The sequence below is a fragment of the Vibrio porteresiae DSM 19223 genome, from assembly GCF_024347055.1.
Lineage (GTDB): Bacteria > Pseudomonadota > Gammaproteobacteria > Enterobacterales > Vibrionaceae > Vibrio > Vibrio porteresiae.
The window spans coordinates 1,745,248-1,767,106 of record NZ_AP024895.1; the positions used below are offsets into that span (position 1 = coordinate 1,745,248).

At 42.1% G+C, this 21,859-nt stretch carries 20 protein-coding genes; 9 read left to right on the plus strand and 11 right to left on the minus strand.

Features of this window, described 5'->3' with window-relative positions:
* Positions 1–98: 98 nt before the first annotated feature.
* The 3 genes from OCV11_RS08015 to mobA are packed head-to-tail and all read right to left on the minus strand — an operon-like array spanning position 99 to position 2,761.
* Positions 99–368: a DUF2960 domain-containing protein gene (locus OCV11_RS08015; RefSeq protein WP_261896130.1), complete on the minus strand. Its 270-nt coding sequence runs from the start codon at positions 366–368 to the stop codon at positions 99–101.
* A gap of 27 nt (positions 369–395) precedes the next feature.
* Positions 396–2,177 carry a bifunctional molybdopterin-guanine dinucleotide biosynthesis adaptor protein MobB/molybdopterin molybdotransferase MoeA gene (locus OCV11_RS08020; protein ID WP_261896131.1) on the minus strand — a complete coding sequence of 594 codons (1,782 nt, stop codon included), beginning with the start codon at positions 2,175–2,177 and terminating at the stop codon, positions 396–398.
* Positions 2,174–2,761 carry a molybdenum cofactor guanylyltransferase MobA gene (gene mobA / locus OCV11_RS08025; RefSeq protein ID WP_261896132.1) on the minus strand — a complete coding sequence of 196 codons (588 nt, stop codon included), beginning with the start codon at positions 2,759–2,761 and terminating at the stop codon, positions 2,174–2,176. Before mobA ends, OCV11_RS08020 begins: the two co-directional genes overlap by 4 nt.
* Before the next feature lie 446 nt (positions 2,762–3,207).
* On the opposite strand from mobA, the gene OCV11_RS08030 reads away from it, so the two are divergent.
* The 3 genes from OCV11_RS08030 to cobB all read left to right on the plus strand — a co-directional run bounded on the left by OCV11_RS08030 (position 3,208) and on the right by cobB (position 7,159).
* On the plus strand, positions 3,208–4,668 hold the full coding sequence (locus OCV11_RS08030) for a sigma-54-dependent transcriptional regulator (RefSeq protein ID WP_261896133.1): 1,461 nt from the start codon (positions 3,208–3,210) through the stop codon (positions 4,666–4,668).
* A gap of 299 nt (positions 4,669–4,967) precedes the next feature.
* Positions 4,968–6,188 carry an ammonium transporter gene (locus OCV11_RS08035; RefSeq protein WP_261896134.1) on the plus strand — a complete coding sequence of 407 codons (1,221 nt, stop codon included), beginning with the start codon at positions 4,968–4,970 and terminating at the stop codon, positions 6,186–6,188.
* 248 nt (positions 6,189–6,436) lie between these two features.
* Positions 6,437–7,159: a Sir2 family NAD+-dependent deacetylase gene (gene cobB / locus OCV11_RS08040; RefSeq protein ID WP_261896135.1), complete on the plus strand. Its 723-nt coding sequence runs from the start codon at positions 6,437–6,439 to the stop codon at positions 7,157–7,159.
* An 89-nt stretch (positions 7,160–7,248) separates the two neighbouring features.
* On the opposite strand, the gene OCV11_RS08045 is transcribed toward cobB, so the two are convergent.
* The 5 genes from OCV11_RS08045 to potA form a co-directional block, all read right to left on the minus strand.
* Complete coding sequence (locus tag OCV11_RS08045; protein ID WP_261896136.1) at positions 7,249–8,286, minus strand: extracellular solute-binding protein; 1,038 nt, start codon at positions 8,284–8,286, stop codon at positions 7,249–7,251.
* A gap of 172 nt (positions 8,287–8,458) precedes the next feature.
* Entirely contained in the window at positions 8,459–9,487 is a 1,029-nt protein-coding gene (locus tag OCV11_RS08050; protein ID WP_261896137.1) for an extracellular solute-binding protein, read from the minus strand.
* 102 nt (positions 9,488–9,589) lie between these two features.
* Positions 9,590–10,360, minus strand: coding sequence for a spermidine/putrescine ABC transporter permease PotC (gene potC, locus OCV11_RS08055; protein ID WP_261896139.1), 771 nt, complete (start codon positions 10,358–10,360; stop codon positions 9,590–9,592).
* Positions 10,360–11,220: a spermidine/putrescine ABC transporter permease PotB gene (gene potB / locus OCV11_RS08060; protein ID WP_261896140.1), complete on the minus strand. Its 861-nt coding sequence runs from the start codon at positions 11,218–11,220 to the stop codon at positions 10,360–10,362. Before potB ends, potC begins: the two co-directional genes overlap by 1 nt.
* Positions 11,201–12,316 carry a spermidine/putrescine ABC transporter ATP-binding protein PotA gene (potA, locus tag OCV11_RS08065; RefSeq protein WP_261896141.1) on the minus strand — a complete coding sequence of 372 codons (1,116 nt, stop codon included), beginning with the start codon at positions 12,314–12,316 and terminating at the stop codon, positions 11,201–11,203. The genes potB and potA overlap by 20 nt, the downstream gene beginning before the upstream one ends.
* 371 nt (positions 12,317–12,687) lie before the next feature.
* Here potA and OCV11_RS08070 point away from each other — a divergent pair, with 371 nt between their 5' ends.
* From OCV11_RS08070 to OCV11_RS08080, 3 genes are read left to right on the plus strand one after another with little or no spacing between them, the layout of a single operon-like run.
* The gene (locus OCV11_RS08070; protein WP_261896143.1) at positions 12,688–13,491 is read left to right on the plus strand and encodes a DUF2189 domain-containing protein; all 804 of its coding nucleotides are present in this window, start codon (positions 12,688–12,690) and stop codon (positions 13,489–13,491) included.
* Complete coding sequence (locus tag OCV11_RS08075; RefSeq protein WP_261896144.1) at positions 13,484–14,272, plus strand: glucosaminidase domain-containing protein; 789 nt, start codon at positions 13,484–13,486, stop codon at positions 14,270–14,272. The genes OCV11_RS08070 and OCV11_RS08075 overlap by 8 nt, the downstream gene beginning before the upstream one ends.
* Before the next feature lie 2 nt (positions 14,273–14,274).
* Complete coding sequence (locus OCV11_RS08080) at positions 14,275–14,892, plus strand: DUF2987 domain-containing protein (RefSeq protein WP_261896145.1); 618 nt, start codon at positions 14,275–14,277, stop codon at positions 14,890–14,892.
* A gap of 55 nt (positions 14,893–14,947) precedes the next feature.
* Here OCV11_RS08080 and ttcA read toward each other — a convergent pair whose 3' ends face one another.
* From ttcA to OCV11_RS08095, 3 genes are all read right to left on the minus strand, one after another.
* A complete protein-coding gene (ttcA, locus tag OCV11_RS08085; protein ID WP_261896146.1) occupies positions 14,948–15,880 on the minus strand; it encodes a tRNA 2-thiocytidine(32) synthetase TtcA in 933 nt (310 codons plus the stop codon).
* A gap of 130 nt (positions 15,881–16,010) precedes the next feature.
* Positions 16,011–16,958 (minus strand): universal stress protein UspE, encoded by a 948-nt coding sequence (gene uspE, locus OCV11_RS08090; RefSeq protein WP_261896147.1) that lies wholly within the window; start codon positions 16,956–16,958, stop codon positions 16,011–16,013.
* 135 nt (positions 16,959–17,093) lie between these two features.
* Positions 17,094–17,843 (minus strand): FNR family transcription factor, encoded by a 750-nt coding sequence (locus tag OCV11_RS08095; RefSeq protein WP_261896149.1) that lies wholly within the window; start codon positions 17,841–17,843, stop codon positions 17,094–17,096.
* A gap of 537 nt (positions 17,844–18,380) precedes the next feature.
* Between OCV11_RS08095 and OCV11_RS08100 the strand changes: the two genes are divergently transcribed.
* The 3 genes from OCV11_RS08100 to OCV11_RS08110 all read left to right on the plus strand — a co-directional run bounded on the left by OCV11_RS08100 (position 18,381) and on the right by OCV11_RS08110 (position 21,771).
* Positions 18,381–18,746 (plus strand): hypothetical protein, encoded by a 366-nt coding sequence (locus tag OCV11_RS08100; protein ID WP_261896150.1) that lies wholly within the window; start codon positions 18,381–18,383, stop codon positions 18,744–18,746.
* Between the two features lie 102 nt (positions 18,747–18,848).
* Positions 18,849–20,036 (plus strand): FIST signal transduction protein, encoded by a 1,188-nt coding sequence (locus tag OCV11_RS08105; protein WP_261896255.1) that lies wholly within the window; start codon positions 18,849–18,851, stop codon positions 20,034–20,036.
* Between the two features lie 10 nt (positions 20,037–20,046).
* Positions 20,047–21,771 carry an ATP-binding protein gene (locus tag OCV11_RS08110; protein ID WP_261896152.1) on the plus strand — a complete coding sequence of 575 codons (1,725 nt, stop codon included), beginning with the start codon at positions 20,047–20,049 and terminating at the stop codon, positions 21,769–21,771.
* The last annotated feature ends 88 nt before the right edge of the window (positions 21,772–21,859 follow it).

Consider the following 21,859-nt stretch of genomic DNA (forward strand, 5'->3'; position numbering starts at 1 on the left):
GTAAAAAATTAAGCAAATAAAAGAAAAAATAAAAAAGAGAAACCGAAGTTTCTCTTTTTTATGGCGCTGAGGTTAGCCCTCAGTGACAAGCGTTTGGTTTACTCTTTTGGCTTTTTGCCAACACCAAAGTTCTCTTTTGCCATAAGTGTGATATTGCCAAAACCCAATTTTTTGAAATGGTTATCACGATAGTTACGTACGGCTTTACTATCAGATATTGCTTCGATTTGTTGCTCCATTTTAAGGTAAGCGGTTAAATCGATGCCCTCTTCAGCAGCAACTGCCTCATGAATATTACGAAATTTTTCGTAACTGAATGGCAGTGATTTTTCTTCGTCTTTGTACGTATAAATAATGGTGCGTGACATGCTACTTCTCTTGTCTTTCGTCAATGGCTAGATTCTGCCTTGAAGCGGGATGATTGTCACGCTTTCGCCGGATTTAATCCTATCGATATGAGGACCAATTTCAATCAGGCAGTTGGCTTGCGACATGGAATGTAAAAGAGCAGAACCTTGATGGCCCGTCGTTTTCACGGTGAGTTGTCCATGCTCGTTAATTTGATAGATACCGCGAGTAAACTCGGTACGACCTTGTTTTGAGCGTAAATCCTCTTCTGCCATCGCCATGATTGAGAGCGGTTGCCAATCGTTGTCGCCTTGCATACGGGCAATCGCTGGCTGGACAAATTGAATGAACGAGACCATCGCCGCAACTGGGTTACCAGGTAAGCCAAAGATTGGGGTGTGATGAATAGCGCCAAACGCCAGTGGGCGTCCGGGGCGCATGTTGATTTTCCACAGTTCAATATGCCCAAGCGATTGCATCACCTGTTTGACATAATCGGCATCTCCAACAGACACACCACCGGAGGTCAGAATCAAATCGGCGTTACCACTCATCTCTTCTAACGCTTGGCGAATAATCTCTGGATCGTCGGGTAAGATGCCCATATCGAGTACTTCACAGTTCTGGTGTTGCAGTAGACCACGTAAGCTGTAGCGGTTTGCATCATAAAGACCTGCATCTGACACATCTTCTCCTGGTTCGAAGACTTCATCACCAGTTGAGAAAATGGCCACTTTTAAACGACGATAGACCGAAACACGGTTTACTCCTAACGAAGCGAGCATGCCTTGTTCTGGCGCATGAATAGGTTGACCAGTCGTAAAGACCGTTTGCCCAATGGCAAGGTCTTCACCGGGATGACGGACGTTTTGTCCTTTGGTGATGTGTGCCTGAGGGAAAGAGACGTAACCATCTTGTTCCTGTGCCTCCTCACGCATTATAACTGTGTCGACATCGGCAGGTAATGGTGCACCTGTCATGATTTTTACGGCTTGTCCGCTTTGTATTGCACTAGAAAAAGCGTGACCCGCTAAGACTTGCCCAACGATTTGCCACCGCTGTGATGGTAGGTCGTCATAAGCAATCGCGTAACCGTCCATTGCTGAGTTACGAAAAGCGGGGACATTCATTGTTGACGTGACATTGTCACTTAAAATACGCTTTCCAGCGTCTTTTAAGTCAACGGTTTCACGATCAGTGAGCGGTTGTAAGGCACTGAGAATACGTTGCTTGGCCTCATCAACAGATAAGGTATTGGGATGCGCGAAACTGTCGCAGCTTGCACCTTCTTTTTTGCCCTCATGACGATGGGGGTGATGAAACCCTTTGACATAATTAAGAACAAAAGCGGCTATGGCATCAATATCGTTGATATCGAGCTGAGGAAGCTTGGCATCACAAGGGGTATCAGCCGCAACGGCAATGATTTGTGCATCATTAGGGTAGAGCCAAGGTTTACCGGTCGGCTCTCGATGTAATTCAATTTTGGCAAAGGCAATATTTTTGCATCCTTCCACCAAAATCAGATCGAGCTCTTCTTGGTTAAACTGTGCAATCAGCTGTTCGAATTCAGGTTCACTTTCAGGGGTTTCGGTTATTTTGGCATAACGCAGTCGCGATGCGATGAGCATTTGGCTTGCCCCCGCATGACGTAGCCGATAGCTATCTTTGCCGGGTTGGTCGATATCAAAATCGTGATGGGCATGCTTGAGCACACCAATACGCAGTCCTGTTTGAGTCAGTTTCGGTAACAGCGCTTCAAGTAAGGTTGTTTTGCCGGTACCAGAGTAGGCTGCAAATCCCAATAGCGGGACGTGAGATGAAATCATGGTTGTAATTCTCCAAAGTGAGCAAGCTCATCTGGCGTGTTTAAATTAAGAAAGCAGTCGGGAGAGTCTCTGAAATCGACTTCAATGGTGCGGCACTCGCGAATAAACCACATTAGCTTACGCTCACCACGATTGAGATAATCGGTTAACGCAGGTAATAGGGAGCGATGCAAGAGCGTAAACACTGGCTGCTGACTCTCGCCATCATGAGCCACTAACAAATTGCAATCGGCAGTCACAGCATGGCAAAAGCGATCAACAAGATCGCCGTTGATCAAAGGGCTGTCGCAAGGAACAAAACCTACCCATTCTTTTTCACTATGGGTAAGGCCACTGTGCATACCCGCCAACGGGCCGGGATAATCACGATATAGGTCGGAAATCACGTGCGCATAAGCTTGGTATATCTCCAGGTTACGATTTGCATTGATCCATATATCTTGGGTTTGTGGCAAAAGCCTCGCTAAGACATGTTCAATCAGAGGCTTACCGTTCAGTTTGATAAGACCTTTATCGTTTCCACCCATACGACTGGCTTGTCCACCCGCAAGAATGATCCACTGGGTTTGGGAAGGAGAGAGCATGAGACACAACCCTATTTACATAAGTGCAAATCAACTGTTTGCAATGAAAGATATCCCAATAGGTTACTACGAATAGTGCAGCGAAGAAATGTTCTCCGTTACTGCTGGCTATTTGGTTAACGCTTGGGTAAGACACTGTTTTCACACAGACTACGTGAAGGAAACCAGCCGCATATTGAGCTAAATCAGGGTATCCGTTATTGGTAAGAAATTTAAGATAAAACTATATAGGACAAAGAGTTACACCAAAGAGGTATGGCTAGTTTAGTGGTTGCTGTTAGACTTTAACAGCGAAGATAACACTAGCCCTACACCATTATTCATATAAAACTCAGTTATCTCAGCAATGTTTTTACCCTGCGCACAGTTTCTATGCATGGTATTAACAATTACGTCAACTGGCCTCTACCTTTAATTCGATATTCGTATCTTGCGATGAGATTGATATGAGCTTAGGAACTGAGACCAAACATTTACCTCTATACCACGCTTTCTCTGTACTGGTTATTCACGGTGAATCAGATGAGCTTGGTGGGTTACTGAAAACGTTGGACACCTGGTTTACTACTGTTGATTGTGTAGAAACCTGTTTGGAAGCCAAAAAGAAATCACATCAAAACCACTATGACTTGGTTTTGGTTGACGTTGGCTTATTCACTGAAGAACCTTTGTTATTGGAAGAGCTATCGCAATGGTATCAAAACCGTTCTGATGTGCTTCTTCTTGTGCACAAAAATCAACTTGATATTGCCGTTAGCGCATTTCGTCATGCACTGTTTGATTTTGTACTAAACCCAGTGCACCCCGAGCAGATGGCCTATACGGTGAAACGCTTTATGGATAAGAGAATCAAAGAGCGGCGTCTTTGCGCGTTGCAACGTGATTTTTCAAGACACAGTTCTACCCAAATGATTGGCCAATCGGAAAAGACGAAGGCCTTGCGTCAGCAAATCAGCCAATATGCGCCGTCAAAAGCCAGCGTGATGATTGAAGGGCAACCGGGAACGGGCAAAGAGCTGATTGCTCGGGAACTGCATGAACTGAGCCATCGAATTGGTCCTTTTGTTCCATTTAGTTGTACTAAGTCATCTCCGGAAACCATTGAGAAAGATCTCTTTGGTGAAGTCCTAACGCTGGAAAATGGCGCTCGCAAATTCAATGAAGGGGTGCTTAAGGTCGCCAATGGGGGCACTATTTATCTTGATGAAATTGCCCATTTGCCAATGCGCATTCAAGAACTGTTATTGAATATGCTCGAAGAGCGCACGATTAAACCGGTTGGTGCAAAATACGAGTTTCCAATTGATGTGCGGGTGATTGCGGCAACCAATCAAAACTTGAATGTCTTAGTGCAGCAAGGAAAATTTCGTAGCGATCTTCTCTACCGTTTGAGTGTGCTTAAAATCGAAGTAGCACCGTTGAAAGAGCGTAAAACCGATTTAAAAGAGTTGGTTCCTTTCTTAGCCAATCGTCTTTGTCATGACTTGTGTCTGCCGTTACCCCGTTGGACCGATGAAGATATAGCCATTATTCGTGACTACGAATGGCCCGGTAATGTGCGCGAGCTTCGCAACCTAATCGAAAACTGTATTTTGCTAGGTAAATCGCCTTCTGAATATTGGCGTAATCGCAATCATATTAATAACGGCCTACCGATCACGGTGACTGTCGCCCACGGGAATCAAATTCCTTTTTACGATGAAAAGCCCATTCCGGTGAAAGAGGAAGGGTATCCCGACACGTGGACGCTACGTAAAGTTGAGCGTTCTCATATTGAACAAGTTGTCCTGTTTCATGACGGCAATAAATCGGCAGCGGCAAGAGCGTTAGCCGTTTCACGTAAAACCCTCGAACGCAAATACAAAGAGTGGGAAAACAACGACGACGACAACAGTTATGTCGAGTAATGTCTTTCCGAAGAGGCTTTCATGGATGATTGCCTTAACTTTGTGCGCCCCAATATGAATCAAAATACTCATTTTGGTGCAACATTTACTTGCACTCTCTTCTGTAAATAATCCAACATTGTCTTTTTATTAAATTAAATCATTATGTTATGAAATTTCTTCCTAAACATAATCATTTGATTTTTTAGGTATGTATTTTGCTTAAGACAATAAAAAATAAATAAATCACCATTTTGGTGAGTTGATAATTCTAAGTGGCACAGGATTGGTGCGCACGAAACTGATGGAGTAAAACGAGAATGACTCAAACCATTAACCAGATCCAAGGAGCGGTTCAGACGCTGACCCAAAGCTCTGATACTTTATTCTTGCTGCTAGGTGCCATCATGGTATTTCTAATGCACGCAGGTTTTGCATTTTTGGAAGTTGGCACAGTACGTCGTAAAAACCAAGTCAACGCGTTAGTCAAAATACTGGCCGACTTTGGCATTTCAACCATCGCCTATTTTTTTATCGGTTATTGGGTTGCGTATGGGCATCATTTCTTTGGTAATGCCAGTGAATTGGCGCAAGGTAATGGCTATGAGTTAGTCAAATTCTTCTTCCTATTAACCTTTGCTGCTGCCATTCCCGCGATTGTGTCTGGTGGTATTGCTGAACGCGCGCGCTTTTACCCGATTCTGCTAGCAACCTTTTTCACCGTTGGGGTTGTTTATCCATTCTTCGAAGGGGTAATTTGGAATGGTAACTTTGGTTTGCAAGATTGGTTTGCTCAAACCTTTGGCGCGCCTTTTCACGACTTTGCGGGCTCGGTGGTCGTACATGCCGTCGGCGGTTGGATCGCATTGGTCGCGGTACTTTTCCTTGGTATGCGTAAAGGTCGTATTCGTGCCGGTAAACACACCAACTTTGCTCCGTCCAATATTCCATTCTTAGCGCTAGGTGCTTGGATTTTATGTGTTGGATGGTTTGGCTTTAACGTCATGTCGGCACAAACCCTAAATGGTATTAGTGGCTTAGTTGCAATGAACTCTCTGATGGCGATGGCCGGTGGAATTTTGGCTGCGCTGGTGGTTGGTAAAAATGACCCTGGGTTTATTCATAATGGCCCGTTAGCTGGGCTAGTTGCTGTCTGTGCGGGCTCTGACCTAATGCATCCACTGGGTGCTTTGGTTACTGGTTTAGTTGCCGGTGCTTTATTTGTATGGCTATTTACGCAATTACAAAACAAAACTCGTATCGATGACGTATTGGGTGTTTGGCCATTGCATGGGGTTTGCGGAGCATGGGGCGGTATCGCTGCCGGGATCTTTGGTCAAATCGGGCTAGGCGGTATTGGTGGTGTTAGCCTTGCCGTTCAGATATTAGGAACGCTAGCAGGCATTGCCGTCGCGGTTGTCGGTTCATTTATTGTTTACGGTACACTCCATAAAGTGATGGGGCTACGACTTTCTGAAGAAGAAGAGTTTAATGGCGCAGACCTTGCCATTCACCGGATCTCTTCAACCAGCGAAGACTAACTAGTAACAGTCATTAGCTTGCTAATGAAACACAAGAATAGAGATAAAATGACAATTGGGTCGAGAGGGCTTTGCTCACTCGGCCTTTTTGTTTCCTGAATTACCTTTTACTTTGCGCGAATAAGGCGATGCCTTTCTCATAATCTCGCAAAAGCTTGGTTTCGCTATACTATGGTCTAACGCGTAGCACTACAGCTATGGTGGCACAAGTGTTAAGCTGTGAGTAAACCATAGGAAAGGTAAGTGTCATGAAATTTCCATATCGTAATATTGTGGTACTAACAGGGGCGGGGATTTCTGCAGAATCAGGCATTCAAACTTTTCGTAGTGAAGATGGTCTGTGGGAAAATCATCGTATCGAAGATGTCGCCACGCCGGAAGGGTTTCACCGTGACCCCGATTTAGTTCAAGAATTTTATAATCAACGCCGTCGCGACCTTCTCTCTGAATACATCCGCCCTAACGCTGCACACGTTGCTCTAGGACGTCTTGAATCACAATTGGATGGCAGAGTTACGGTTATCACCCAAAACATCGATAACCTGCACGAGCGGGGCGGAAGCAAGAACATCATTCATATGCATGGTGAGCTGCTCAAAGCTCGTTGTGTTGAATCTGAACAGGTCATAGAGCAATTAACGGATCTCCACACGGGCGACATGTGCCATTGCTGTCAAATTCCTTCGCAAATGCGTCCTCATATCGTCTGGTTTGGTGAAATGCCGCTACGCATGGGTGAGATTTATCAAGCATTACAAGAAGCTGACCTGTTTATCTCTATTGGTACATCTGGTGTGGTGTATCCAGCTGCTGGATTTGTCCACGATGCCAAAATGTATGGCGCACATACTATAGAGTTGAACCTAGAACCGAGTGCAGTTCAAAGTGAGTTTGCTGAAAAACGCTACGGTAAGGCGAGTGTTGAAGTGCCAAAATTGGTGGAAGAGTTGCTCACGTTACAAGATGAATAAGCGGTCGTTATTTCAAATAAAAAATAAGGAATAAAGAAAAAGCCACTTCAGTTTTGAAGTGGCTTTGTGATTCTAAGAGAACGCTTTACTTATTTCTCTACTTTCAGTTTTTGGAAGAGATCTTCGTATAGCTCCGCTTTATCGCCGACATCATCTTGCCATACACCGTTATCCATCACGTCTTGTGGTGGGAAGATGTTGGTATCTTCAGAGAAAGATTTTGGCAGGTATTTATAAGCGGTTTTCACTGGAGTTGGGTAACCAATCTCTTTCGCAATTTTCGCGGCATTTTCTGGGCGTAGCAAGAAGTCGATCATCTTGTGGGCCGCTTCAATGTGTTTTGCGCCAGTTGGAATCGCTAAGCTATCCATCCAGAAAATCGCCCCTTTCTTCGGCCATGCAATTTCCACAGGTGCACCTTCTTGACGCGCCATGTAAGCAGAACCGTTCCAAAGCATACCTAAGCTTACTTCACCAGCGATATAAGGGTTTGCAGGGAAGTCTGAGTTAAATACCAATACGTTAGGCATCAGTTTCTTTAGCTCTTCGTAAGCAGCATTGATCTCTTTAGGATCTTGCGTATTAGGCGAGTAACCTAATTTGCTCAATGCAATGTGGAATACTTCACGCGCATCATCCATTAGCAACAATTGGCCTTTGAACTTAGGATCCCATAGGTCTCCCCAGCTAGTGAATTTATTCTTGTCGTAAAAGTCTTTATTTACGCCGATACCTGTCGCACCCCAAATATAAGGAATTGAATATTTGTTGGCTGGATCGAAAGGTTTATTTAGATAATTTGGATCAAGGTCTTTGAAATGACTTAGTTTGGAATGGTCAATTTCACGTAGCATTCCTTCTTTACGCATCTTTGATACGAAGTAGGTTGAAGGAACGACGATGTCATAACCTGTACCTTGGGTTTTCAATTTCGCATACATGGTCTCGTTAGACTCGTATGTGGAATAGATAACCTTAATGCCGGTCTCTTTGGTGAAGTCTTGAAGAACTTCTTGAGGAATATATTCTGACCAGTTGTAGAAGTACAACTCGTTATCGTCAGCCATCGCGTTTCCGCTAAACAAAGCCACTGCGCAAAGTGCGCTCGCATACAATTTAGTTTTCATTACTTTTCCATGTTTTGATGCAAGAAACTCACTTGGAGTATTTGTACCGAACATCGCAATTTAGAATTGAAAATTACGGTGATGAGTATTACGAAATGCAATAAGGCGAGGAGTATAACAATAAAAAAAAAAATAGGCAGCTTTTGCTGCCTATTTTATTGAAACTATTGAACTATTGTCCCGCTTTTAATTTCAGGAAGTATTGTTCGTATTTCACGTTTTTGTCACCAACAGCCGCTTGCCATTCAACACGGTCAAGATCTTCTTGAGAAGGGAACAGTGCTGGAATGTCTTTGAATTTCGCATTCGATTCTTTAACGCCAGTTAGGTAACCAGTACCGTTAGAGATACGCTCTGCGATGTCAGGACGTAGAAGGAAGTTGATCATCTGGTGCGCTGCGTCAATGTGAGTTGCGCCAGAAGGGATCGCAAAGTTGTCTACCCAACCGATACCACCTTCTTTAGGGAATACCAGTTTAAGAGGTAGGCCTTCTTTTTGGGCTGCGGCAGCAGAACCGTTCCAAAGCATACCAACGCCAACTTCACCACTTAGGTAAGGGTCAGCTGGGTTGTCAGAGTTAAATACCAATACGTTAGGCATTAGTTTTTTCAGCTCTGCATAAGCTTCGTCGATCTGTTTCTCATCGGTAGTGTTACCTGAGTAACCCAATTTTTTAAGAGCGATGTGGAATACTTCACGAGTATCGTCCATCAGCATCAATTGGCCTTTCAGTTCTGGTTTCCATAGGTCAGCCCAGCTCTGGAAGTCTTTTGGATCGTACATATCCGTGTTAACAGCTAGACCTGTAATCGCAACAACGTGCGGAATAGAATAGTTGTTATTAGGATCGAAAGGCTTATTTAAATAGTTTGGATCCAAGTTTTTGAAGTTAGGTAGCTTAGATTTATCAATCTTTTGTAGCATACCTTCATCACGCATTTTTGAAACAAAATAGGTAGATGGAACAACCAAGTCATATCCGTTGTTGTAGGTCTTCATCTTGGCATATAAAGTTTCATTTGATTCATAAGTTGAATAAATAACTTTAATACCAGTTTCCTTTGTAAAGTCCTCGATAATATCACTGCTAAGGTAAGGACCCCAGTTCATGAATACGAGTTCTTTGTCCTTGGCCAAAGCAGAACCTGATGCCATTGTAAAAGCACATGCGCTTACTGCTAATGCTGCCCATTTTTTCATTATGTTTAATACTCCAAACCACTGCCGATTGGCGATGAGATAGAAAAACAGAATGGCTTGGAGTGCCATTCTGTCTCGCGTGTTAAAATAAACCCTAAGAGTTTACTTTATTTTTTCCCTTGCTAGCAACTGAGAAAGAATAACTAATATCAGCGATATGATCAGCATAACCGTTGCCAGAGAGTTAACCTCTGGTGAAATACCAACACGAACCATTGAATATATTTTCAGAGGTAATATTTCGTACGTTGGTCCGGTAACAAAGGAACTAATTATTACATCATCTAAAGACAGGGTAAAACTTAATAGCCATCCCGCTGCCACCGCTGGTTTTGCTAGCGGTAAGATAATGCTTTTCAAAATAGTCCACTCACTGGCGCCTAAATCTTTCGCTGCCTCAAGCATTTTCACATCAAAGCCGTTAAGACGACTGTAGACGGTAATCACGACAAATGGCAAACAAAAAGTAATATGGGAGATCAAAAGGGTAAATAGACCCAGATGCGCACCCAGCACCAAAAAGAGGGCTAGTAGGGAAATAGCCATAACGATATCCGGAGACATCATAACGATAAACAGCATGCTGGTTACCATTTTTTTCCCTTTAAACTCATAGCGATACAAAGCAACAGCAGTAAGGCTACCAATCAAAGTCGCAGCAGTTGCAGAGATAACTGCAACAGTAAGAGAGTGACCAGCCGCTTGGATTAAGCTGTCGTTATACATCAATGAGTGATACCACTCAGTGGTAAAGCCACCCCATTTAATCCCAAACTTGTTGGCGTTAAATGAGTTAGCGATCAGCACGATAATAGGCAGGTATAAGAAAAGGTATACCAAACCCATAAAACTGAAGCGAATAGATTTACCCATTAGTCCAGCTCCACGTTTTTATTCAAGAACTTACCAGCTCGGTAGTACGCGTATAACATCACCGCCATTGCGATGGTAAGGGCAATACTGGTTGCCGCACCAAATGGCCAGTCACGAGCGTTCAATACTTGGCTCTTAATCACGTTACCGATCAGTGGGTTTTTCGCACCACCGAGTAAGTCAGAGATATAGAACATGCCTAATGCTGGTAATAGAACTAACAAACAACCGCCAATAATACCTGGCATTGTCAAAGGTAATATAACCTTTGTCATTGTTTGGAACTTATTCGCACCTAAATCGCGTGCTGCTTCAATGTATGTTCCGTCTAGTTTTTCAATTGCTGAATATAATGGCAATATCATAAACGGTAACAAAATGTAAACTAGGCCAATCATTACGGCTGTTTCGGTATACATCACACGAAGTGGGGCATCAATAATACCAATGTCTATTAGCGTCTTATTCAGGATACCTTGCGTACCTAATACAATTTTCAGTCCGTAAGTACGAATAAGAGAGTTAGTCCAAAATGGTACAATAACTAAAAACAGCATAAATGGACGCCATTTTTCAGGCATTTTCGCTACACTGTAAGCAAATGGATAACCAATAATTAAACACAAAATGGTTGCGATAATCGCCATGTAAAACGAGTGAGCAACTACTTTGGCATATAGCGGATCCAATAAGCGTAAATAGTTATCAAAAGTAAAAGTGAATTTCAGTAAATTGGCTTCATCACGAGTGAGGAAACTAGTACCGATAATCATCAGGTTTGGAACCAGCACAAATAGGGCTAGCCAACCAACAACGGTCAGAATAATGACCTTTTGTAGATTAAATTTGCTGGTCATCATCGAGAACTACCTCCCAACTTTCAACCCAAGTGATCGCCACTTTTTGACCAATAGTATGGTCAACGTTTGGATCGTCTTCGTTAAAGAACTCACTGACAAGAACGGTTTCACCTGAATCCAATTCGATCACTGATTCCAAAGTCATACCTTTATAGGTACGGTCGCGAACATAGCCAATAATGCCAGCATTTTCACTGTCTGAAATCTCTTCGATACGTAAGTCTTCAGGACGTAGCAGTACTTGAAGTTTCTTGCCTGGTTGAATCTCGTTTTCGAAGTAAACTACGCTATCAATGCCATCAATATCGACTAAGATACGTTTTTCATCCAAACGTTGTTTAGCGATAGCAGGGAAAACGTTGATCTCACCGATAAAGCGAGCAACAAAGAGGTTTTTAGGTTCTTCATAAATTTCACGTGGAGAACCGTCTTGTTCGATGACACCTTCACGCATAACAATAATACGATCTGACATCGATAAGGCTTCTTCCTGATCGTGAGTTACGAAAATGAAGGTAATACCAAGTTGGCGCTGAAGTTGTTTCAGCTCACTCTGCATCTGTTTACGCAATTTGTAATCAAGCGCAGATAGGGATTCGTCCAATAATAGGACTTTAGGTTTGTTGACTACGGCTCGTGCAATAGCAATACGTTGTTGTTGACCACCAGAAAGTTGGTGCGGTTTACGTTGCGCCATATCGTCTAAACGAACCATGCGCAGTGCTTCTAGCACACGTGGTTCGATTTCAGTATTTGGCACTTTTTGCATGCGTAAACCAAACGCCACGTTCTCAAACACTGTCATGTGCGGAAAGAGTGCATAGCTCTGGAAAACCGTGTTGACATACCGCTGTTCTGCTGGAACGTGGGTAACATTTTGAGAATCAAGAATTACTTCACCCGAGTCGACATTCTCAAAACCAGCAATCATTCTTAACACAGTGGTTTTACCACAGCCCGAGGGACCTAGGATTGTTAAGAATTCACCATGATTCACATCTAGGTTAAGGTTCGAAATGATTTCCTTACCATCGAAACTTTTACTGATACCAGTGAGTTTTACCACTGGTTTTTCAACGGAATGTTGTTCGTTCAACTTCTGTTTTTCTCCCACCTTGGTCAGTAGACATCAACCTACATAATGACCGGTTGTTTAGACTAAATTGAGGCGCGAATGATAATAGGCATAAACGCGATTTCATAGTTTTTTCTAATATGAAACACAAAAAAAACTACAGTTACATACCTTAACAATTTCAGGGTGTAATAACAGCCTCTTATATAGAAGAATTCAGCATAATCGTTAAAAAATTAAAGAATATGGCGATTACGATTTAGGTCAAGGTTGCATTTCAGTATAATGCCCAACTACCTTAAAAGTCATAATAGCTGAAATTGATGACAAAACGTGGCTTAAAGCGTTCGAATTTCAGATGTGAAAGAGTGAGAAGACCGTTAGAGCAGTTTATGAGTAATGAAATCGAAAGAGACTTTAATTTAGGGGGAACGGTCGAAAGTGCCCTCAGTGGACAGTATGAACTGAGCGTTACTAAGGTGTTTAAAGAGGCATGGGATTGTACCATCAAGCATTTTTTCTCTTTTACACCATCGATTATTCTGTTGACCATTCTGCAAGTGGCTATTTTCTTTATCGCCTTGAACTTGCAGGTCTACGACGTGACGGGCGTGTTTGAACAGTTTGCTAAAACGGGCTCAATCCCCGCAGGTTTTATGCAAGCTCTGTACCTTGCCAACTTTAGTTATGAAGTCGTTAGCGCGCCATTTTTCGCTGGCGTGTGCTTAATGGCGATGAGTCATGCCGCTGGTTTAAAAACCAAAACTCGCCAAATCACGAGCGGATTGCAATTTACGATTACGGTTATCTTTGTCACCTTAATCAGTTTGCTACTGCAAGGTATTGCCAACCTATTATTACCAGTGGTTTCTCTTTATTTATCATTGGCGTTTAGCAATACAGTATTGTTAGTGTGTGAAAAACGTGTTCGTCCTCTCAATGCATTACTTTTGTCATTAAGAGCGGTGAATCGCAAGATTTTTCAGATTGCTATCATCTATGCTGTACTCATGGGGCTGTTTTTGGCTGCACTGATGTTTTATGGTGTAGGTTTACTTTTTGTTTTGCCATTTTACTTCCATGTAAAAGGGATTATCTACCGCAATATGTTTGGTATTAGACTGAAAATTGTCGCGACAAATCAACAGAATGGTGATGATGATCAAAACAACAATAATCAGGTGTTTAATGCATAAGTACGTCATTATTGCAGCAGTATTAGTGATGGCCAGTTGCAGTGTTTATTATGCAAACCGGCAAGAGATCTGGGATGGTTCGTCGTCCCAGCAATACCGAAGAATGGCTCCTCCGCCCGATTTTTCACAAATTAAAGACATCAACGAGCGTAAAAAGACGTTTCTCGATTATATGCGTCAAGGCGTCATTAATGAGAACGCGCGAATTCAAAAAGAACGTACTATGTTGCTTCGTTTGCGTGAAAATTACGCCACCAACTCGGTTAGTTCTCGCGATATCGTGAATGCTAAGGTATTAGGAGAACTTTACGGCGTTGAGCTTGAAGACAATCAATTGAGTAAATCATGGCTTGATAAAATGTTACTTCGAGTCGATGTTTTACCTCAGGCATTAGTTCTAACTCAGGCTGCCAATGAATCGGCATGGGGAACCTCTCGCTTTGCGAAGCAAGCCAAGAATTATTTTGGTCAGTGGTGTTACCGCACTGGATGTGGACTTGTGCCAAAGGAGCGTAAAGAGGGCATGACTCACGAAGTTGCTAAGTTTGCTTCGGTCAGTGAATCCATTCATCGCTATTTTATGAATGTAAACCGTAATCGTGCTTATCGGCAGTTGCGTTTGATTCGAGCTGAACTTCGCGAACAGGATATCGATATCACCACCACGGATGCTGCTATTTCAATGGTTGAAGGGCTTAATAAATATTCTGAACGCGGTCAAGATTACGTGCAGGATATTCAAGCAATGATTCAGCATAACAGACAATATTGGGACAATTAGGCATGAAATTCTGCTGGTTAATACTTTGGGTATTAACTCTGTTAGGCATAACAGCAAAGGCTAATGCGCAACACTATTTTTTCTATTATTCTGATCTTCATCATAAGGTCCGCTTTAACGAGGTAAATCGATACCCCGATGTTAAAGTGGGCCTTTTTTTTATTAATCAGGCTGATGAAAGTCTCTGTACCATAACAGATGCTTGGATGTCGAAAGAAGACAAAGTGATGCCACTCACATCGAGTTTAGAGCAGGGACTTATCTTGCCATCACGAGTGGTGTTCCATTCAATAAACCCACACGTATTTGTGGATACACAAATTGATAGCTATTGCCAATATAAGCCGCTGATGATCGTGAGATATCCGAAGGGAGGGCGTATTTCAACCCGCTATCTATTAAGCATAGTGTCTGAGATGTCGCAGATGCGTAAAGAGGTTTTTGGCCCAATTAATTTTAGTCCAGAACCTAGTATCAGTGGTCTTGATTTCTTGTGGTATACACAAACAGAAATGAATACCACGGAATATCACCATCGAACGATCACTATCTCTGAATTGACCCAACAGCAATGGGTTGATGTCCCCCTAGAAGTGAGTGTGATTAGAGCGCTTATGTAGTGAAAATGGTCATAAAAAAAGCTGCTAAAAGCAGCTTTTTTTATCAATTTATAGATTAAAGATTGGTCACATCCAACTGAAGGCTTGGATCAAATGAGACAACACTGTCTTCATCATCGATTGGTTGCTGTGGCATCTCTTCTTTATCAAAACCGATATCGCCGCCATTAATGACACCTGAATCACGATCTATTGATTTAAAATCAAATAGCTCAAAGTCAGCTAAGTGGCTAGGAACTACGTTTTGCATCGCGCGGAACATGGTTTCAATGCGACCTGGAAATTGCTTATCCCATCCATTCAACATCTGTTTGATGTTTTGTCGTTGTAGGTTAGGTTGAGAACCACACAAGTTACATGGAATGATTGGGTAACCACGTAAATCAGAGTATTTAATAATGTCTTTCTCACGACAGTAAGCGAGAGGACGAATCACCACATGTTCACCATTATCGGATACTAACTTAGGTGGCATACCTTTCATTTTGCCGCCGTAGAACATGTTCAGAAACAGGGTTTCCAAAATGTCATCACGGTGATGGCCAAGCGCGATTTTGGTTGCACCTAATTCTTTTGCTGTACGGTATAAGATACCACGACGTAGTCGAGAACAAAGGGCACAGGTGGTTTTACCTTCAGGCACTTTGTCTTGAACAATAGAGTAGGTGTCTTCTTCGACAATTTTATATTCGACGCCTAGGCTCTCTAAGTATTCAGGCAAGATATGACCTGGAAAACCTGGCTGTTTTTGGTCTAAGTTAACTGCCACAAGTTCAAATGAGACTGGTGCACTTTTTTGCAAACTCATCAGAATATCAAGCATGGTAAAACTGTCTTTACCGCCAGATAGACAAACCATGATGCGATCGCCTTCTTCAATCATATTGAAATCAGCAATAGCTTGGCCTGTATTACGACGAATGCGTTTTTGCAGTTTATTAAAATTATAGTGTTGAGCTTTGGTTAGCTCTTGAGTTTGCTCAGTCATTAGCTTGCAGTCTTAATCTTGAAAACAAAATGAAGTGCGTATGATACGCATAAATAGGACAGATTCCAGTTTTTAGCGCTTCAAAACGAAAAAATCCCCTGAGCATATGCACAGGGGACGTTAATTTCAACTAATGACCATTGTGTGGGTCAAGGGGGCTGATGTAACCATTTGGTTTTAGTGCGAGGATATCGCAATCGATCTTATCAATCACATGCTCTGCGGTGTTTCCAATAAATACAGCAGAAAGTCCAGTACGCCCGGTAGTGCCGATAATACACATGCCGGCATTGAGCTCTCGCGCTACTTTAGGAATGATGTCTTCTGGTAGGCCTTGCATGACCACTGTATTTTCTTCAGGTAAGCCATGTTTTTGTCTGAGTGCTTTCATCGCTGTTAAATGATGACCTCGAACGGCATCGGTATAAGCGGTGGGGTCAAACTCTGGTAACTCAACGGTGATATTGGCCGGCGTAACCGGATAAGCGTTAACCAAATAAGGTTTTGCATCGAGGCGATTACTTAAACACAACAACTGTTCTACCATAGTGTCGTTGAGATCTAAGTGCGCTTCTATTTCTGATGCAACATGCACAGAAGCAATGATGCTGGCACCTTGTGGCCATTCCCCATTTTTAACTAATAGAACAGGAGTGGGGCATTTTCTCAGTAGGTGCCAATCGGTTGGAGTAAAAAGTACCGATTCCAGCACGTCATGCTTGCGGGTACCTTTGATCAGAATGTCGTGTTCACCACTAAACACCTCACCAATAATCGCTTCATAAGGGCGATTATGCCAAACGACTTTGACATCAAAATCAAAGTTGTCATTGAGATAAGGTTCAGCGATTTTTCTCATCCACTGCTCACGTTGATGGATAACACCACGGCGCATGGCATCACGTTCATCAGCTGAAAGCATGGATGTCATGTCATAAGAAAAATCATAAATAGATAAGAATAGGGTAATGTGACTTCTAGAACGGCTTTGTGCCGCAAGTTGAGTTGCCCTTGCCAGTGCTGGTTGATCATCACGATTGATATCTGCAACCACTAAGATTTTGCTGTAGATACTCATAACATTCTCCTTGTCATTGGAGGAGGACACTAAGATTACTTTAGCTCAGAACTGAGGATTATATTAGAAATTACGCGGGGAAAGGGTGAGAAGTATGATGTAGCTCCACAATGAGCTACATCATTGAAAATCTTACTAAGATTCTTTTGTGACGCCTGCCATTTCCATCAGAGCACTATGATCGAGAATGGTAATGTACTTACCTTTCACACTCAAAATTTCTGATTTTTGGAAGCGTCCAAGTAAACGGCTGATTGTTTCAACGGTTAAACCAAGATAGTTACCGATGTCACCACGCGTCATAGTTAGACGGAATTCACGAGGACTGAACCCACGTTGAGAAAAGCGTGTTGACAAGTTGTATAGGAATGCAGCTAAACGTTCTTCAGCATTCTTCTTAGACAACAGAAGGATCATCTCTTGGTCGCCTTTGATTTCATTACTCATCAAACGCATAATTTGCTGACGTAACTTAGGCATCTTGCCTGACAAATCATCCAAGATTTCATAAGGAATTTCACAAACCATCGAGGTTTCAAGAGCTTGAGCGAAACTTGGGTGAGCATCACCCGTAATCGCGTCAAAGCCAACCAAATCACCAGCAAGATGGAAAGCGGTAATCTGTTCGTCACCTTGTTCGGTTATTGTGTAGCTCTTAATTGTACCGGAACGAATTGCGTAAAGGGACTTAAGTTCGTCTCCCGCTTTGAAGAGTTCTTGACCTTTTTGAATCGGCTTTTTGCGTTCAATAATTTGGTCGAGTTGATCCAACTCTGACTCATTCAAAGTAAACGGAATACATAACTGACTGATACTGCAATCTTGACAGTGAATAGCACAACCACCAGATTGAATGCGCTTCGCAGCAGGCTTCTCAGAAATCATAATAACCTTTCACTAATTGATGTACGTCAATATTTTAGCACTACTAAAACATAAAGCATAGTTAAAATAAACATCATTAAAATCAGATAGTTGAATGATAAAAATCTCATTTAATGACTTTCTGTACGCCATGCAATTACCACAATATCAATTTTTGCGTGTTATCAACTAGCAAAAGATAGAAATAAATTGATAACTACTTGTTATTTAAAGTGCTATGTGAAGTTGGACAAAAAACTAAGTAGCTAAAACCAACAATCAATAACAAAAGACGGTAGGGTAATTGCAGTGATAGTGAGTCCGGTTTGATCAAATTTGCCCAAATATAAAGCAAATGAGCAGTAATTGAGTAAGGTACGCTGTCCGTCATTAGGCTTAACTGATAATATTCATGCTTTATCGTGTGAACTCACATCAAGATAAACGCCATGCAATATACTCAGTTGTGTTGATATAAACTGAGAGTTTAACAGTATTTTTCATCATCAGCTGGCGGTATGGGTGTGTAAAAATCAAGCACTATCAAAGGGTAATTCGATGGCAGCAGAAAAACTCACTAAACAGAGATTAATCCAAATCGTATTCATGTTAGCGATACTGATCATCGCTTTTGTTTGGCGCACGGTGACCTATACCGAGGTAAAAACGGTTGAATGTAAAGGAGAGCAGCAGTGCAGTGTCACTGTCTCCTCGCAAAAGCTCACTATCACTCGTACAGCGATGGGCACTTATGAAATATCGCCTGTTCCGCACCAGTGGCAAATCAGCAGCGATATGGGGACGTTGTCAGATTTAGGTGAGGGTAAATGGAAATTTTCAATCGATGTTAGCCAAATGGAACAAAAGCCGACTATTCTCATTAATGGGAAAGTAAATATAAAAGTCATTAACACGATACAGTAGAGTCAATTTTTGCGAGCAAGATTGAATCCTTAGTAGTGTAGACTTCGTTTCAATGTGAAATTTGAGGTATAAATGCAGCCAAATTCAATACTTAACAAGTCGATGCGTTTTTTAACCTCTGTTTCTCATGTTCTCGATGAGAAGGTGGCTCTTACTGAACTTGGTGAGCAGCTTCTCCAGGAAGACCTCGTTTCTCTTCTTTGCTATTACACCGAAGATTATGTACCAGAAAAACTGGTCACAGCCATTCAATCTACGTTTCCTGGCATACCGTTTATTGGTTGTTCTTCCTGCAAAGGCGTAATGACAGAGACGGGTTTTCATCTTGGTCCTGTGATCACTCTGATGGGCATTTATGACAAACATCCTTGTGCTTACGGTACAGGCTTAATCGATATGGCGGCATGTGACGACAATCACCAAGCGGCTATAAAAACGATTGAACAAGCGTTATACAGCGCAGACCGTATTGGCGAAGTGCCTAGCTTAGTGGTTTTACACGCCACACCAGGGAATGAAGAGTCCTTTATCGACGCCATCGATCAGAAATTTGGTACTCAAGTTCCCATCATTGGTGGCAGTGCAGCCGATAATCATATCGAACACCAATGGTCTATTATCAGTGATAAAGGTGTTAGTTATGATGGGCTAACGATGCAGTTGTTCTTTCCATCCAAGCAATTGACAACCGGATTCAGTGCAGGTTATTCACCGACTGAATTTGAAGGGATGATTACCAAATCCTCTGAACGCACAATTTATGAGATAGATGGGAAGCCTGCGAAAGATGTCTATCGCGAGTGGATTCAACAGCACGCTGGTGAACAGATTTCTGAGCAGTATATCTTCGATCATATCGCGCGTTTCCCAATCGGGCGAATTGCAGGAACAATTTACGATCAACCCTATTATAAATTGACACACCCTCTACAGCTTACACCAGAAGGTGGGTTAGAGTTATTTGCTAATGTTGAAGATGGAGAACGTATTTGTTTAATGACCGGATCTTTAGAGCAGTTGATCTCTAGGGCATCACGCGTTGTGAAAGAGGCAAATACGAAAAACTATCATGAATCATTAGTGCTAGGCGCAATTATCATTCACTGCGGTGGTTCGATGTTACGACTAGGAGCAGAAATTGAGAAAGTTTACGCCAAATTGCTTTCTCAAATGAATGGGCAACCTTTTATATGTCCGTTTACTTTTGGCGAACAAGGACGATTCATTTGTGGCGAGAATGCCCATGGCAATCTGATGATTTCATCAGTGATCTTTTATGAATCAGAGTAACTAACGATCTATGAATTCAGATAAAGCAGAGTTATTAAATGAAACCTTACTGGAGTTAGAACGCAGTAAGGAACGTGAGCAACGCTTAGCCGAAGAGAACCGCGTGATTCTAGCGGCGTTGTCTGCACTCAGTAATGCCGACAATAAGTACAAAATATTTGATGAGTTAAAGAAAGTACTAAGTCGATATATTGAGTTTGATGATTTCATCGTTATCTCCAAGAGTAAACATCATTCGTCCTTCTTTACCTTCTTGACCTCGAATGTGGCATTCCAAGGTAAACAATGGCGTCATACGGATAAATTCCAACGCGTCTTAGATGGTGAAGGCATCATTTTATTTGATCCTTGCAATCAGGATGAATTTCGCCATCTTAGCCGACCATTACAAATGCAGATCGGCACTGCACTGATGACTGGGATTCGAGCAGAAGCCAGTGACTCAGTCTTGTTATTGATAGGCAGAAGAAAAGGGCAGTTCAGTCTCGAAACTAAAGCAACTTTGTTGCGTTTTCGCCCTTTATTAGAACGCGCTATCAGTGACATTGAATATAAAGAAGAACTTCAGCAACTCGTTAACATAAAGACGCGAGAACTTTCTATTGCGCAAAGACAAGCTGAACAAGCCAACCAATCCAAATCACAATTCTTGGCAATGATGAGCCATGAACTCAGAACACCGCTTAATGCAGTGTTAGGTTTTATTGATGTATTACGCCAAGACAGTAATCAAGAGCAATGCAATTTATTGGAGCAGATGGAAAGCTCTGCAGAGCTATTGCTTGTTATCATCAATGACATATTGGATCTGACTAGAATTGAATCTGGCCACTTTATGTTACAGTGTAACTGGATAGATTTGGATAAAAAGCTTGGCCATTCTCTAACGTATCATCATCAATTAGCTAAAGAAAAGGGCATCGATTTCTTTGTAAATCAAAGTCTTTGCTCATCTTGTCTCTATTGGCTAGATCCAACGAGGCTTACTCAGATTCTGTTTAACGTTGTCGGTAACGCAATCAAGTTTACTAAACAAGGTTCCGTTAATGTAGATTTGGCAACGAATGATAGTTGGCTAACTATTGTGGTTAGAGATACGGGTATTGGCATGGATGATGCGCGTATTGACCAACTTTTTTCTCCATTTATCCAGGCTGATAGTTCGATCACTCGCACTTATGGTGGTACCGGACTTGGCTTAACGATAACGAAGCATCTCGTTGAATTGATGAATGGCAAGATCGAGGTAAAGAGTCAACTGAATGTAGGTAGCACATTCACAATTCGGCTACCGTTACGTTCTAAACTGAGCACAGAAAAAGTAGATGTGCCCGAAATCAAAACCACAGTGATTGCTGAACCAATCCAATCGAACAATCATATCTTGGTTGTAGAAGATACCAAGACCAACCAAATGGTTATCAAATTAATTTTGAATCGTCTTGGGTATAACGTATCACTGGCGGATAACGGACAAGAGGCCGTGGATTTGCTGACGTCTGACGAGCAATTTGATTTAGTCTTTATGGATGTATCGATGCCTGTACTTGATGGTATTCAAGCAACAAAGTTAATAAGAAACAAGGGATTAAAGCTACCAATCATCGCCTTGACTGCTCACACCATGATCGAAGATAAAACCCAATGCTTAAGTGCCGGCATGGATGACTTCATCATGAAACCAATCCGCACAAAAGATTTATCTCACGTTCTGGCTAAATACATCGTACATTAATCATCTAGCAATCATGGCTTTTAGTTCAGACCCTAATAATCATATTTTTAATCGAAGATGATAAATATGATTATTAGGTATTTTATGG